Genomic DNA, 14,660 nt, shown 5'->3' with positions numbered 1-14,660 from the left:
AAAGCGAATACAAGTCTTCAAAATAGATGAATATATTATTCATGAATCTCATCCGGTTAAACTAGATTGAGCAAATTATACAATTAAAACAGAAATATATTTAATATATTAAAATTATTATGGATTTTATAGAAATAGGCTCTAAGTATATCTATTATAACAGATTTTATTCCGCAAAAAGAATAGATCAGGAGAATATTATGGGAATCCAAGAAACGAACGGAACATCTCAAGTTGATCCAACCTCGGAAGATACCTATCGTAATTTCCTAGATTCTATATTCAAAAAACAGAATGAAGATCCCCATCGTTACGGGGGGAGGCAGGTTGCAGGGCAATTCGTCCAAGAATTATTCGATATTCTTTTTGCCGGTTTCTTTTCAGACCTAAACTTTAGAGATAGAACTCAGGTAGAAGATAGTATCTCCCGATTTCTTTTGGATGCAAAGAAGAAGTTGCAACCATACTTAGTAGGTTCCAATGGTCCGGAGATCAATTGGGTACTTGCGGAATTCAAAAAAGAATTACCTATTTTATATGATCTGATCTGGAGAGATGCAATCGCAGCCTATGAGGGAGACCCTGCAGCAGAAAGTGTTAAAGAAGTCATACTCGCCTACTCCGGTTTTTACGCGATTGCAGTACATAGAGTTGCTCATGTATTACATCGTTTAAGGATCCCGATCTTTCCAAGAATGCTCAGCGAATATGCTCACGAAAAAACAGGGATTGATATTCATCCTGGTGCTAAGATCGGGAAATCATTCTTCATGGATCACGGTACCGGCATCGTGATCGGAGGAACTTCAGAAATAGCGGATAATGTTAAAATTTACCAAGGAGTTACTTTAGGAGCACTGTCCGTTAGTAAGGATTTAGCCAGCGTAAAAAGACATCCTACAATTGAAGAAAATACGATCATCTATGCGGGAGCAACCATTCTGGGTGGAGATACTGTGATCGGAAGAAATAGTATCATAGGAGGAAACACTTGGGTCACACAAAGTGTCCCTCCTTATTCCGTAGTGTATCAGAAAAATGAGATCCGGGTCAGAAATTCAAAAGAACTAGACAATGTGATCGATTTTTCTATCTGAAGAATATCAACTAAAACTTGTTTTCGGATCCGACCCTCATAGAGGGCCGGAAGTCCTTCCACCTTTCAAATCGTAAAGAGCTCGGATCAGAGCATCTATATCTTCGCAAGTATTATAAAATGCTAAAGAAGGTCTGACAGTACTTTCTAATCCGAATCTTCTCAAAATAGGCTGAGCGCAGTGGTGTCCCGATCTAACAGCAATTCCTTCCTGAGCTAAATATCTTCCTACATCTTCCGTTTTAAAACCTTCTAACACGAAAGATAATACTCCGGCCTTATCAGGTGCGGTTCCGATCATCTTCAGGCCGGGAATTTTTTTCAATTCCTTGGTTCCATATTCCAAAAGGGAATGTTCATATTCTGCAATACGGATCATCCCGAATTTGTTCAGATAATCTATTGCAGCGCCTAAACCTACTGCATCCGCGATATTACCTGTTCCCGCCTCGAAACGAAAAGGAGCTGGTTGATAAACCGTTCTTTCGAAGGTAACATCTTGGATCATATTTCCCCCACCTTGCCAAGGAGTCATCTGGTCCAAAATTTCTTTCTTACCGAATAAAACTCCTATCCCAGTTGGAGCAAAAACCTTATGACCGGAGAACACATAGAAATCACAATCCAATGCTTGTACATCCACAGGCATATGGGATACAGCTTGGGCTCCATCCAATAATACCTTGGCACCCTGTTTATGAGCCAATTCTATCATTGTCCCAGCCGGTGTAACAGTTCCCAATGCATTAGATACTTGAGTGAATGCAACTATACGAGTCTTAGGTGTGAGTAATCTTTGGTATTCACTCAGGATGATCTGTCCTGTTTCATCTACCGGAATTACTTTTAATTTAGCACCCTTCTCGGAGCATAACATCTGCCAAGGAACAATATTAGCATGATGTTCCAGCCAGGAGATGAGAATCTCATCATCTTTTCCGATATTCTGTCTTCCCCAAGTTTGAGCGACTAAATTGATCGCTTCCGTGGCACCTCTAACGAATACAATCTCTTCGGTAGAAGAAGAATTTAGGAAACCCTTTACCTTCTCCCTTGCAGCCTCGTATGCGTCAGTCGCTCTTGCAGCTAAAGTATGAGCTCCCCTATGGATATTAGAATTCTCATGTTTGTAAAAGTAAGAAAGCCTATCGATCACAGCCTGAGGTTTATGAGTGGTAGCGGCATTATCTAACCAAACTAAATTCCGGCCGTTTACTTTTTCTTCTAAGATAGGAAAATCTTTTCTGGCATAACTCAGATCAAAATTCCCGGAAGATATATCTACAGAAGGAACAAGACTTGGGCTAAAACTGAATGGATCAGAAATTTGGATATTCTGCACATTTGAATCGAAAGATCTAAATTCGTCCAAAAAGGAAAATGGGGAATTCTGTCCAGGCAATCCTTGCCCGGAGCCGGGAACATTCAAACCACCCGGGAATGCAGGCACTCCAACACCGGACAATCCTAGATCAGGTATTCTTGTATATCCTGTCCCAGAATTAGAAGTCCAAGAATTTCCACCAGACACAGACTCTACCTGAGAAATAACGTTCTGGCTATTCGCAGGGATCTCATTCGGGATTTTGGAAGAAGAAAGAACCAATTCATCCACGTTAGATCCACTTGGCAGAGGTCCAAAAAAATTCTTAGACCATTCTGCGATCAAGTTGGGATCTATAGGAGGTGAAACACCTTTCCAATTCGAAAATTCTCCGGGAAGTTCCGGAGAAAAATCACTTGTACTCATAATAATTGCCTACATCCACGTTTTCTAAAACGGCGATCGCATCGTCGGTCAGAACAGCAGCGGAGCAATAGAGAGAGATTAAATAAGAACCGATTGCAGAACGATTGATCCCCATAAATCGAACGGAAAGACCAGGAGTTTGTTCTCCAGGTAAACCAGGTTGGTATAGCCCGATCACACCTTGTTTCTTTTCACCTACTCTCAAAAGTAAAATGTTGGTTGTTCCACCAGGAGCCTTAGGAGAAGTTTCTCCTCCCACTAACAGTTTATCCGTAGGAATAATAGGAAGTCCTCTCCAAGTTAAGAACTGAGCTCCAAAAAGAGATACAGTAGCCGGTGGAACTCCCCTGCGGGTACATTCTCTACCGAAAGCGGCGACTGCCAATGGGTGTGCTAAGAAGAAAGAAGGTTCTTTCCAAACTTTAGAGATCAGTTCGTCCAGATCGTCCGGCGTAGGAGCTCCTTTCCTAGTTTGGATCCTTTGTTTTTTAGGAACATTCTTCAATAGACCATAATCTTCGTTATTGATGAGTTCATTCTCTTGGCGTTCTTTAACACTTTCGATTGTAAGTCTTAGTTGTTCTTGGATCTGATCGTGAGGGTTACTGAATAAGTCGGAAACTCTGGTATGAACATCCAATACTGTGGATATTGCACTTAATGTATATTCTCTAGGTTTTTCTTCGTAGTCTACAAAAGTTTCAGGAAGAGGTTGTTCGTCTTTTTGTCCGCAAAGAACTTCGACAGAGGTATTGTCCTTAACTCTATTCACTCTTAAGGTCCCGGACTCTAAAGGTTTCCAATCCAATAAACGAACTAACCACCGGGGAGTGATTAAATCATACTGTGCATTTGTTTTTGTCGTATTTGCAAGCTTACGAGCTGCGTTATCTCCCAAAGAATGTTGCGGAATGCTGTTTTCAGCCATATTAAAACTCCTGATTAGCTGAACGTTTCGATCCCTTTATTTAATTTTCGCCTATAAACGAATAAAAGGATTCAGATATCGAAATAACTCTGTTTAATATATTTTAATAGATTATAAGTATATTAAACAAATAAAATATACCAAGATGGATCAAAACATTCGTTCCTGTTGGTATTCGATAAGTAACAAAATTAGGAAATACTTTTTTATTCTTTTTAGGAATGATGAAAGAAATTTTAGAAGAGCATAAACTCCTTCTCTATAGCTCATCTTAAAGTACAAGAAAGTGAAGAGCAAAATTCGTGAAGGATAGAGCAGTTCGTCCAAGCAGAAATTATATACGATTTATTGACCCAAAATGTCGGTTTATACCTCTAAATAGCGAATAAAACAAAATCCGTTCCTTCGATTTCGGAGAAGACAAGTCTAACTTCAAACTGGAAACTCAAAATATGAAACGTTCCATCATATCCAGGGAAGGGGTCGGACTCTCGGCCACTGTGATCCAAAGAAGAGAATTATACCTCTCCAGAGTAGTCACGGACCTACCCACACTTGTGTTCGTCAAAAAAGGGATCAAAAGTCTTAGACAGAATGATCTGGAATTGGATATTAAATCTGGAGAGGCTGTTGCAATTGCCGGGGCCCAAGCTTTCGATGTGATCAATCGACCGGATCATGGAGAATTCGAAGCGGAATGGATCGCGTTCCATCCAAACGTGATCCGAAATTATAGGCCTAATATCCCTGGCTTGAATGATATAGAGACAGCATTCATTTTTACTAATATAATATCCGGATTTTCAGATGCATTTCGACTCGCAAGAGAATCTATTACCACGGATAAATTGATCTCTGATCAAGTTGCGATCCATAGAGCAACCGAGATATTAATCTGGCTCGGAGAATACGGCAGAAAGTTTAAGATACCTTCCACCGAGAATATCTCCCAAAAAGTTCGATCTTTCCTAAGTGCAGATCCTGCAAAGGATTGGTCTGCTATAGAAATTGCAGATCGTCTGGAAATGAGCGAAGCGACCTTAAGAAGAAGGCTTTCTTCAGAACATTCTTCTTTTTCAGAAATATTGATCGATGTCAGAATGTCATTCGCTCTTTCTTTATTACAAGCGACGGACAGAAGTATAGGAGAGATCGCAAGAGAGGTTGGATACGACTCAGCTTCAAGATTTGCGGTCCGATTCAGAGACAGATTCGGATATTCCCCCACAATGCTAAGAAGAGAAGCAAGTCGTGATCGAAACGGCACAATCCTTGATCGGGTCCGGACATAAGACCTAATTTTTCATAAATTTGGAATGCATAGTTGGATTTCCGATGTTATTCTGCATCGCAAGAACCCGGAGGTTTTATGAAGAGATCAATATCGTTTCAAAGCGGTATATTACTTTGTGTTTTATTCTTTGCTGGATCCGCGTTTGCCGGCGACCTAAAAGTCACTAGCTCCGCCCTCAAAGAAGGTGGAACAATTACCAACGCTCATGTGTTTTCAGGATTCGGATGTTCCGGAGAAAATAACTCTCCCGACTTACAGTGGTCAGGTGCACCTAAAGAAACTAAGTTTTTTGCGGTGACTGCATACGATCCAGATGCTCCCACTGGAAGCGGATGGTGGCATTGGACTGTGATCAATATTCCCGCTACTGTCACAAGCCTTCCCGCAAAAGCAGGAAATGATAAAGGACCTCTTCCAGCAGGTGCTGTCCAAGGTAGAACTGATTTTGGTAAACCTGGATACGGTGGTCCTTGTCCTCCAAAAGGAGACAAACCTCACCGTTATATATTCAAGGTATTTGCATTGAAGGATAAGATAGACTTAGATGGAGAAGCTTCTGGAGCGTTAGTTGGGTTTTATATCAATTCCCTAAAACTTGCGGAAGGAAAATTAACAGCTAAATACGGAAGATAATTCTTTTCTCCGAAGTCGGGTCTCCCGGCTTCGGATCTTATAATATTATTCCGCGTTCAATAGAGTAAGTGCGATCTCTTTAGAACAATCATATGCTTCTATATCCAACACGAAGTCGTCTCCAGAAGTCATATTAGTTAAGATCTCAGTCCCACTACTTCTTAATTCACCGGTGATTACATGATCCAATTGCATGTATTCTACATTACCAATTCCGAATGTATATCCGTGCTCGGTAAGTATGATCATTTTATTCGACTTCTCATTGATGCCGGCAATCCTTCCTTTCATTATTCCTCCCTAATGAAACTAGATACAAGTGATTATGAAAATAGACGGATCTTATAAAAAATCCCTACACTATGTCTTACGATTTCAAAAAAATTCGCAAAAAAAATTAAGATAAGTGTTGAGTGACCGACCTGATACCATGAGTCTCTTGAGTAATGGGTCGACTTTTTAGGCCAATCTTCACTATTATACCTGTATATATGCCAGCTTCAGATATACCCCAAAAGATATGGCCTTCCGCTGAGATCATATCAGATCTCGCGGAAGTTCGTAAACACGCGCCGTTAACGCATGTACTTACCAATATAGTAGTTACGAACTGGACCGCGAATGTTCTTCTCGCAGCCGGAGCTTCTCCTGCCATGGTTATAGCGGAAGAAGAAGTTGCCGATTTCGCAACAATTGCCTCCGGAATGCTGATTAACGTAGGGACCATTAATAGCTTTGATGCCAAATCAATGAAGTCAGCTGCGATCGCTGCCCAAAAATCCGGAACTCCTTGGGTTTTAGATCCAGTTGCAGTAGGTGCCCTTAGATACAGAACTGAAATTGCAAAAGACCTTCTACAACATAAACCAACAGTTATTAGGGGAAATGCTTCAGAAATCTTAGCCTTGGCCGGTGCTGTAGGTGGAGGAAAAGGTGTAGATTCCACTGCCGCTTCTTCTGATGCTTTGCCTCTTGCTAAAGAATTAGCAATTAGCACAGGAGCAGTAGTTGCAATCAGTGGAGAAGTAGATTATATCACGGACGGAAAAGAGACAATAGCAGTTCCTGGAGGTCATATTCTGATGACTAAAGTGACTGGAGTCGGATGTTCCTTAGGAGCGTTGATCGCATCCTTCTTAGGCATTCAAAAAGACCCATTACGTGCTGCTGTTTCTGCTTCCGCAGTTTTTGCAATCGCAGGCTCTAGGGCAGCAGAAAAATGCTCAGGCACGGGAAGTTTTGCCGTGGCATTTTTAGACGAACTGACTAATCTAGGTGTTTGAAAAAGAAGCAGGAATTATCACCCGCTTAAGGTAATAATCCTATATCGCTTGCCTTTCTCACCAACTCAGCCCTATTATGTACATTCAGTTTTTTGTATATGTTCTTCACATGATGCTGTACGGTGTACTTACTGACTTTTAGGAATTCTGCAACTCTTCCGATTGTTTTACCTTTTACCATTTCGTCCAGGATCTGTTTTTCCTTAGGGGTAAGTTTAAACTCACCTGAATAATCTTTTTGTTTAAAACTATTCAATACACGAAATGCGATTGTAGGAGTGATGATCGCTCCACCTTTTAAGACTGTATCCACCACATCCGCTATATCCTTAAGTTCCGATTTCAGGATATAACCTATGGCACCGTTCTTTAAGGATTCATAAATTAGCTCGTCCGAATTCATATTGGAGAGCATAATTTTGGAAATTTCAGGATCTCTTGCAGAAATTTTTCCCGCAAGTTCCACTCCATTCATTTCAGCTAACATGATATCCAGAAAAATAATATCTAAGGCTCTTCCTTTCTCATCTTCCCAAAAGGATTCTGCAGATTCCCAATGGAATACTCCGCCTATCTCCGGAATAGATTCCAAAGTTTTTAGGATCTGGTCCTTAAAACTTTCGTCGTTTTCTACAATTCCTACTTTGATATCTGAATTTTTCATGATCGTATTCACACCTTTCTTATTTTACGGAAAAATTTCCGATCGGGATATTTATTTTTATTTTATATATGTTTTCTACTAAGGACATTTCCACTTTTCCACCCAGGCCAGAGATCCTATAGATCAGATTTTCCGTTCCTCTTCCTGTTTTATGTTTTTTCAAATGGTAAGATGATTCCACATTCATTTCCGTCACGAGACTCCCGTTTTCCAAATAGAAATTCCATTTGGCCACACCTTGTCCGTATTTTAGATCGTTATTCGTGATCTCGTTTACAATACTATAAAGTTCAATGATAGAAGTTTCTTTTCTTTCTTCTTCAAAGAATTGAAGTAGCTCTTCTTGGCATTCGAATTCTAAGTCTCTCTCGACATCGGAATATCTTCTGAGTAAAACCAAATTGATACCTGTGATAAAATTCTCGGACAATAAACCCAGATCTTCTATCTTCAACATTTGTTCTCTGAGTATATGGATAGATTGATTCACCGCCTCATTTATCTTTCTGAAGATTGGTTTGTCTTCTTTGTTTTGAGATAATAATTCTTCCGATAAAAATTTTAGATCTGTGAGTTTTCCGCCCAGGTGATCATGTAGATCGATATTGATCCTTTGCCTTACATTATTCACGGCCTCTCTCTTCTCATTCTCTTGATTTAAGCGGCTCTTGTGACCGTCCGCCAAAGCGAGCAAATTATTGATCCTTAGGATCAATTCTTCAAAATCAAAAGGTTTGAGGAGATAATCATTTGCACCATTATTCAATGCCGCCATCAGATCCTTGTCCTGATTTTTTGCAGTCAGCATCAAAATAGGAAGTTCCAGTGTGCTAAGTGTTTTACGGATCTCTCTGGCTGTGTCTAAACCGGACATCTTAGGCATCATCACATCTAAAATAACAACATCGAATGCCTTATCTTTTTGTAATATTTCCAAGGCCTCCAGTCCACTTTTTGCGGTGACAGAGGAAATATTTCGTAACGAAAGATAGTTTTGGATTACTTGCAAGTTAACAGGCTCATCATCCACTACCAAGATCCTTGCATTCTTCTCCGAATCTGATGGCTCATCTTGAAGTGTGACAGTTGGATCCGGATGATTTCCTTCTTTATAATTCTTTAATTCCTTTCCATCCGATTTAGGGATTTTTCCAGACACGAGCGGGATGGTAAAATAAAAACGAGAACCTTGCCCCAGGCTGGATTCCACTCCAATCTCTCCCCCGTGCAAGGCAACCAATGCCCTGCTAATTGAAAGCCCAAGTCCTGCACCGGAACTATTTTTAGAATCTCCCCTTTCTACCTGCTCAAAAAATTCGAATATCTTTTGGTGCTCTGAATTATCTATTCCGATCCCGGTATCCTTTACACTGATTTCCGCGATTCCAAGGGCTTTGATACGTGCGCTGACAACGATTTCTCCCTTCTCCGTAAACTTGATCGCATTACTCACTAAGTTTTGAAGGATCTGTTGTAATCTATTCTCGTCCGCAAGTAAGTCCGGAAATTCAGGTAAGATCGCATTTACTAATTTAATCTTGGTTTGATCTGTTGAGACCTTATTCAATTCCAGAGTGAAATTCACCGCTTGGTATAAGTCTACAGCTCTTAAATTCAGATTTAAGTCTTTATGTTTTAATTTAGAAAAATCTATAATATCATTTACTAAACTTGAAAGCCTTTGTCCGCTTGTGACGATCATTCCCAATTGTCTTTCCACGGATTGGGATAACGGGCCACCTACTCCTCTTTTTAAAGAATCGGCAATTCCTATAATACCCTGCAAAGGAGTTCTTAATTCGTGAGAAGTATTTGCCAAGAACTCATCTTTGAGTTTATCCAAAGATATCAATCTTTGGTTGGATTCTTTCAGATCGTAAGCTAATTTTTCCGAAAGTTGATAGGCACTTGTAAATCTTTGAGAGACCATAAATGCTTGAGCAACGAAAAAAGAAGCTATTCCATAAGAAGAGAAGTATGCAGTATTTATGATCATATTCGCATACAAAATATCATTGGTCACCACTGCAAAAAATAGAAGAAAGAAGAATAAGCCAACATCGGCTCCTAACTTCTTGTTCCGCATTGCTTTCCAAAAAACATAAACCAAATAAAAACAAGCGATAGTTACTAATATCCCAAAAATAGAAATGGTCTTGGAATATATGACCAAAGGAGTGAATAGTACGATAAAGGAAAGCCCGACAACAATACTAATTAAAAACCGAATGACTTTTTTGTTTATCTCATCCGGATATAAGGTTTGGATAAATAATGGGAAGAATATGGCGATAAAAAAGCTGGATATTAATTCCAATCTATACCCCCATTCGAAATCAAAATTAGGAAAAATAGAATATAATATCCTTTCTCCTGTGATCAAAATACGAATGGTTGAGCAGATCGTTAGAATTCCATAATATAGCGTGGAGGTCTCTCTTCTTAAGAATGCGAATAAACTTAGGTGGTATAGACCTAAAACAAAAAGTCCTCCTCCTACGAACAAATCTAATCTAACATTACTTTGGCGTATAGTAACCAGATCTTTTCTTTTTCCTATAAAGATCTTCGCCCAAGGACCTCCTTTGAAATGGGAAAAATTGGAGATCTCGATCGCAATTTCGTTCTCTGTTCCTAAGTCAAATATTTCGCTGACTCCAGGTCTGTATAAAGGCTCGCTTGTTTCGGGAGTTTTTCCAACTACTCCGCTTGAAATTACCTTCTTTCCATTTACATAAAGTGTATAAGATGTGGATGCTTCCAACATCTTGATTGCCATATCCGTTTCCGGCTTTTCTAAACGAACAAGCACCTTATACGTTGCATATCCGAAACCGGGATATTTTTGGTCCTTGTTCTCATTCCAAACATTCGGAACATCTCCGAATTCGATTTGCCATTTCGATTTTTGAGAAGGATCCAGATCGGTCTTTAAAGGATTTTTGATCTCTGAATATAATTGGGACCAATAAAATGCCCAATCACCTTCTATACTCAGAGGTTCTTCTTTTCCAAAGTCCCAATCTTTGCTTAGGTCTAGTATTCCGTTTTCTACTCTTGGTTTTTTCTTAGCAGAAGATCCTAACTCACATCCCAAACTGAAAATTAGGATTGAGACCAGTAAAACTCCTGGAAATTTTCGAGAAAAAACGGAAACCATCTACACTGATTCTTCAGACCATTCTGGATTTATAAACCTTTTTAATATTCCAAATGAGTATTCAGTAAAGAAATAGAAGGAACGAAATTCTCCCTTATTCTAGGGATCATTTCTGTCCAACGGACCTTCTTCTTATAATAGCTCGAAACTAAGGAAACTAAGAAATATCAATGGATTTTACTTAATTTTGTCCCTTGACTTCTACTCAGCTAAAAACTAAAAATTCTTCCGATATGGATTTACATTTTGTTTCCCCGAAAGAAGCAGTTTCAGAGATCAAAAACGACCAAAGAGTTTTCATCCACAGTGTATATGCTGCTCCAAAACTTCTAATTGAAGCACTAAGCGCTCGAGCATCCGAATTACAAAATATTGAAATGGTCCATATCCATACGGAAGGAGAAGTTCCATATGCACAGAAAGGAATGGAGACTTCTTTTCATACAAACGCACTATTCGTAGGTGCGAACATGAGAGAGGCTGTGAAAGAAGGAAGAGCGGATTACCTTCCTATTTTTCTAAGTGAATGCCCTTCTCTATTCAGGAAAAAGATACTACCATTGGATGTGGCACTCATCACAGTTTCCCCTCCCGATAAACATGGATTTTGCTCTTTAGGGGTTTCAGTAGATACGAGCAAGGCTGCTGTAGATTCTGCAAACATTGTAATCGCTCAGGTAAATCAATTTATGCCCAGGACCCACGGGGACGGGATCATTCATATAAACAAAATCCATAAATTAGTAGAAGGTAATATTCCATTATTAGAAGCAAAACATACCGAGCCAGACCAAGTAGAAACTAAAATCGGAAAATATATTGCGGGTCTTGTAGAAGATGGTGCCACTCTTCAAATGGGGATCGGAGCCATTCCGGATGCAGTTCTGTCTTGTTTACAAAATCATAAAGATCTTGGAATCCATACTGAGATGTTTTCAGACGGCGTGATCCCCTTGGTAGAAAAAGGTGTTATCACCGGTAAAAACAAAAAGATCCATCCGGGAAAAATAGTAACAGGTTTCGTAATGGGAACTAGAAAACTTTATGATTTCGTAGATGATAATCCTGAAGTTGTATTTTTAGATATAGGTTATATAAACGATACAGCAAATATCCGCAAAAATCCTAAAGTTACTGCGATCAATTCCGCAATCGAAGTCGATCTTACTGGTCAAGTATGTGCGGATTCTATTGGGACCAGACAATATTCAGGTGTGGGGGGACAGATGGATTTTATCCGAGGAGCTTCTCTTTCAGAAGATGGAAAACCGATCATTGCGCTTCCTTCTGTGACTTCTCATGGAAAATCAAGGATAGTTCCAATTTTGCAACCTGGTGCAAGTGTAACCACTACAAGAGCACATGTTCATTATGTAATCACTGAATACGGAATTGCAGATCTTTACGGCAAGAATCTAAAACAAAGGGCAAAACTTCTTACACAAATTGCTCATCCAAATCACAGGGAAGCACTGGAAAGAGAAGCGTTCGAAAGATTTAAAGGATTTTAATTCTCAAAATCGAAAGCCAATAGATACTTCTTCATATATTATAATTTCATTAATCTATAATTTATTTCCAATCATACTTGACTCTTCTTTCTCCAATTGACAATTATCAAGTCGATTTTGAGGGAAGTAGAAGTCGGATTCCTTGCGTTTCGACATTCCAATCTGAATGTGGAATTATCCTTCACGGAAAATACCGGAGAGATCAAGAATGAGTTCTTCAGAACAAAAATATAACGATACGATCGTCAAAGGATTTTTGATATCGGGATTGGTTTGGGGTGTAGCCTCCATGCTTGTAGGAGTATGGATCGCCTTCCAAATGGTATATCCTGAATTGAATTTCGGACCCTACTTCACTTTCGGCAGGCTAAGACCTTTACATACGAACGCGGCAATTTTCGGTTTCGCATTAAGTATCATATTCGCAACAGCTTATCATACGGTGCAAAGACTTTGTAGAGTAAGGATTTGGAGCGACAAGCTTTCTAACTTACACTTATTTCTATACAATCTTACGATAATAGCTGCAGCAATCACATTACCTTTAGGTTTAAACCAATCCAAGGAATACGCCGAATTGGAATGGCCTTTGGACCTTATGATCGTGATCTGGTTTGTGATCTTCCTAATTAATTATTTCGCAACGATCTTTACTCGTGAAGAAAAACAATTATACGCCGCAATCTGGTTCTATATAGCGTCTTGGGTCACTATCCCAATTCTATTTATAGTAAATAACCTTTCCATTCCGGTAAGTTGGATCAAATCATATTCGGTATACTCCGGTGTGTATGACGCTAATATCCAATGGTGGTATGGACACAACGCCGTTGCTTTCGTTCTTACTACTCCTTTTTTGGGATTAATGTATTACTACCTTCCCAAACATATCAAACAACCTATCTACAGTCATAGGCTCTCCATCATTCACTTCTGGAGTTTGATCTTTCTATACATTTGGGCAGGTCCTCACCACCTACTTTATTCTCCTCTTCCTGATTGGTTACAAACAACAGGTATGGTATTCAGTATCATGTTATGGATGCCTTCTTGGGGTGGAATGTTAAATGGATTTTTAACTCTAACACAGGCAAAGGAAAAGATCAAAACCGATGCTACCTTGAAGATGTTACTCGTAGGACTTACATTCTACGGTATGTCCACATTCGAAGGTCCACTTCTTTCCATAAGAGCTGTAAGCGGTTTAGGTCATAACACCGACTGGATCATTGGTCACGTTCATGGTGGAACCTTAGGTTGGGTGGGAATGATGTCCTTCGCAGTCATCTATTACCTGGTACCTAGGATGTGGAATACTAACCTATTCTCTGAAAGACTTGCAAACACTCACTTCTGGATAGCGACGCTCGGGATCTTACTGTATATCGTATCCATGTGGGTATCTGGTATCAGCGAAGGTTCCATGTGGAGAGCGATAGACGAAACAGGAGCTTTAAAATTCCCGAACTGGGTACAGATCACTGAAACTCTGAAACCTTATAGATTATTCCGAGGTATCGGAGGTGGTTTATATCTGATTGGACTGATCATCATGATCTATAATGTTGTCCGCACTATAATGAACTCCGGCTCCGGATTCAAGGAAATCGATCTAAGGATCGGATCAAAAGAGGAGAAAGTTGTATGAATTGGTTCGACAAATTATTGGATTGGTTCTCCGGTTTTACCGATCAGTGGGAAAAACACGGGGTTAAATTCACCTTATATACTACGATCGCTATCTTGATCGGAGGATTATTCGAACTGGTTCCTCCATTCTTTCTCACGAAAACTGCGGAACCTATCCAGAACGTAAAACCGTATAACGCATTAGAATTAGCAGGAAGAGACGTTTATCAGAAAGAAGGATGTAATAACTGTCATACTCAGATGATACGTCCTTTCAAATGGGAAGTGGATCGTTTCGACCCGCAACATTCTTACGGAAAAGACGGATATTCCAAAGCCGGAGAATATGTTTACGACCACCCTTTCTTATGGGGATCCAAAAGAACGGGACCGGATCTAGCTCACGAATCACAGATCCAACCCTCTGCGGAATGGCATAAGACACATTTGATCAATCCAAGGGATACAGCAAAAGGCTCCATCATGCCTGCTTATCCATGGTTATTCGAAGAGTCTTCTATCATCGACGCTTCTAAGATCGCGGACCATATGAGAGGACTCCAAAAGGTTGGAGTTCCTTATACTGAGGAAGACATTTCTTCTGCTTCTACCCTTTTAGCAGGCAAAACAGCAGGAGATGCATTAATCGCTTATCTTCTGAAGTTGGGAAGAGATACTGCCGAATTGTCCAAAAGTTTACAGTAAGGTGCAA

At 39.8% G+C, this 14,660-nt stretch carries 12 protein-coding genes; 7 read left to right on the top strand and 5 right to left on the bottom strand.

Translation table 11 applies throughout. The features are described 5' to 3' along the window. The first annotated feature begins 200 nt into the window (after window positions 1–200). On the top strand, window positions 201–1,097 hold the full coding sequence (epsC, locus tag EHO65_RS12060) for a serine O-acetyltransferase EpsC (RefSeq protein ID WP_135774634.1): 897 nt from the start codon (window positions 201–203) through the stop codon (window positions 1,095–1,097). 36 nt (window positions 1,098–1,133) lie between these two features. Here epsC and EHO65_RS12055 read toward each other — a convergent pair whose 3' ends face one another. Together EHO65_RS12055 and EHO65_RS12050 are read right to left on the bottom strand one after the other, a co-directional pair. Continuing rightward, entirely contained in the window at window positions 1,134–2,846 is a 1,713-nt protein-coding gene (locus EHO65_RS12055; protein WP_135774632.1) for a family 2A encapsulin nanocompartment cargo protein cysteine desulfurase, read from the bottom strand. After that, a complete protein-coding gene (locus tag EHO65_RS12050) occupies window positions 2,833–3,774 on the bottom strand; it encodes a family 2A encapsulin nanocompartment shell protein (protein ID WP_135774630.1) in 942 nt (313 codons plus the stop codon). The genes EHO65_RS12055 and EHO65_RS12050 overlap by 14 nt, the downstream gene beginning before the upstream one ends. Before the next feature lie 452 nt (window positions 3,775–4,226). On the opposite strand from EHO65_RS12050, the gene EHO65_RS12045 reads away from it, so the two are divergent. Together EHO65_RS12045 and EHO65_RS12040 are read left to right on the top strand one after the other, a co-directional pair. Further along, complete coding sequence (locus EHO65_RS12045) at window positions 4,227–5,066, top strand: helix-turn-helix transcriptional regulator (protein ID WP_135774628.1); 840 nt, start codon at window positions 4,227–4,229, stop codon at window positions 5,064–5,066. A 77-nt stretch (window positions 5,067–5,143) separates the two neighbouring features. Beyond that, window positions 5,144–5,701 (top strand): YbhB/YbcL family Raf kinase inhibitor-like protein, encoded by a 558-nt coding sequence (locus EHO65_RS12040; protein WP_135774626.1) that lies wholly within the window; start codon window positions 5,144–5,146, stop codon window positions 5,699–5,701. A gap of 45 nt (window positions 5,702–5,746) precedes the next feature. On the opposite strand, the gene EHO65_RS12035 is transcribed toward EHO65_RS12040, so the two are convergent. Then, window positions 5,747–5,992 carry a hypothetical protein gene (locus tag EHO65_RS12035; protein WP_100766949.1) on the bottom strand — a complete coding sequence of 82 codons (246 nt, stop codon included), beginning with the start codon at window positions 5,990–5,992 and terminating at the stop codon, window positions 5,747–5,749. A 200-nt stretch (window positions 5,993–6,192) separates the two neighbouring features. Between EHO65_RS12035 and thiM the strand changes: the two genes are divergently transcribed. After that, a complete protein-coding gene (gene thiM, locus EHO65_RS12030) occupies window positions 6,193–6,984 on the top strand; it encodes a hydroxyethylthiazole kinase (RefSeq protein WP_135774624.1) in 792 nt (263 codons plus the stop codon). A 25-nt stretch (window positions 6,985–7,009) separates the two neighbouring features. Here the strand turns inward: thiM and EHO65_RS12025 are convergent, their stop codons facing one another. Further along, window positions 7,010–7,648: a LuxR C-terminal-related transcriptional regulator gene (locus tag EHO65_RS12025; RefSeq protein ID WP_135613643.1), complete on the bottom strand. Its 639-nt coding sequence runs from the start codon at window positions 7,646–7,648 to the stop codon at window positions 7,010–7,012. A 19-nt stretch (window positions 7,649–7,667) separates the two neighbouring features. Beyond that, complete coding sequence (locus EHO65_RS12020) at window positions 7,668–10,808, bottom strand: response regulator (protein ID WP_135774622.1); 3,141 nt, start codon at window positions 10,806–10,808, stop codon at window positions 7,668–7,670. 233 nt (window positions 10,809–11,041) lie between these two features. Between EHO65_RS12020 and EHO65_RS12015 the strand changes: the two genes are divergently transcribed. From EHO65_RS12015 to ccoO, 3 genes are all read left to right on the top strand, one after another. Then, window positions 11,042–12,319 (top strand): acetyl-CoA hydrolase/transferase family protein, encoded by a 1,278-nt coding sequence (locus EHO65_RS12015; RefSeq protein WP_135774620.1) that lies wholly within the window; start codon window positions 11,042–11,044, stop codon window positions 12,317–12,319. 208 nt (window positions 12,320–12,527) lie between these two features. Next, the gene (gene ccoN / locus EHO65_RS12010; RefSeq protein WP_135774618.1) at window positions 12,528–13,967 is read left to right on the top strand and encodes a cytochrome-c oxidase, cbb3-type subunit I; all 1,440 of its coding nucleotides are present in this window, start codon (window positions 12,528–12,530) and stop codon (window positions 13,965–13,967) included. Beyond that, on the top strand, window positions 13,964–14,653 hold the full coding sequence (gene ccoO / locus EHO65_RS12005) for a cytochrome-c oxidase, cbb3-type subunit II (RefSeq protein ID WP_135774616.1): 690 nt from the start codon (window positions 13,964–13,966) through the stop codon (window positions 14,651–14,653). Before ccoN ends, ccoO begins: the two co-directional genes overlap by 4 nt. Window positions 14,654–14,660: the final 7 nt, after the last annotated feature.

The sequence above is a fragment of the Leptospira andrefontaineae genome (assembly GCF_004770105.1).
GTDB lineage: Bacteria > Spirochaetota > Leptospiria > Leptospirales > Leptospiraceae > Leptospira_B > Leptospira_B andrefontaineae.
Note: the sequence above shows the minus strand (reverse complement) of the source record. Positions and strands in the feature narration are given on the sequence as shown.

Excerpts from the sequence above, each read along its gene's own strand:
- epsC (WP_135774634.1), top strand. The coding sequence starts at position 201 with ATGGGAATCCAAGAAACGAACGGAACATCTCAAGTTGATCCAACCTCG.
- EHO65_RS12055 (WP_135774632.1), bottom strand. The coding sequence starts at position 2,846 with ATGAGTACAAGTGATTTTTCTCCGGAACTTCCCGGAGAATTTTCGAAT.
- EHO65_RS12050 (WP_135774630.1), bottom strand. The coding sequence starts at position 3,774 with ATGGCTGAAAACAGCATTCCGCAACATTCTTTGGGAGATAACGCAGCT.
- EHO65_RS12045 (WP_135774628.1), top strand. The coding sequence starts at position 4,227 with ATGAAACGTTCCATCATATCCAGGGAAGGGGTCGGACTCTCGGCCACT.
- EHO65_RS12040 (WP_135774626.1), top strand. The coding sequence starts at position 5,144 with ATGAAGAGATCAATATCGTTTCAAAGCGGTATATTACTTTGTGTTTTA.
- EHO65_RS12035 (WP_100766949.1), bottom strand. The coding sequence starts at position 5,992 with ATGAAAGGAAGGATTGCCGGCATCAATGAGAAGTCGAATAAAATGATC.
- thiM (WP_135774624.1), top strand. The coding sequence starts at position 6,193 with ATGCCAGCTTCAGATATACCCCAAAAGATATGGCCTTCCGCTGAGATC.
- EHO65_RS12025 (WP_135613643.1), bottom strand. The coding sequence starts at position 7,648 with ATGAAAAATTCAGATATCAAAGTAGGAATTGTAGAAAACGACGAAAGT.
- EHO65_RS12020 (WP_135774622.1), bottom strand. The coding sequence starts at position 10,808 with ATGGTTTCCGTTTTTTCTCGAAAATTTCCAGGAGTTTTACTGGTCTCA.
- EHO65_RS12015 (WP_135774620.1), top strand. The coding sequence starts at position 11,042 with ATGGATTTACATTTTGTTTCCCCGAAAGAAGCAGTTTCAGAGATCAAA.
- ccoN (WP_135774618.1), top strand. The coding sequence starts at position 12,528 with ATGAGTTCTTCAGAACAAAAATATAACGATACGATCGTCAAAGGATTT.
- ccoO (WP_135774616.1), top strand. The coding sequence starts at position 13,964 with ATGAATTGGTTCGACAAATTATTGGATTGGTTCTCCGGTTTTACCGAT.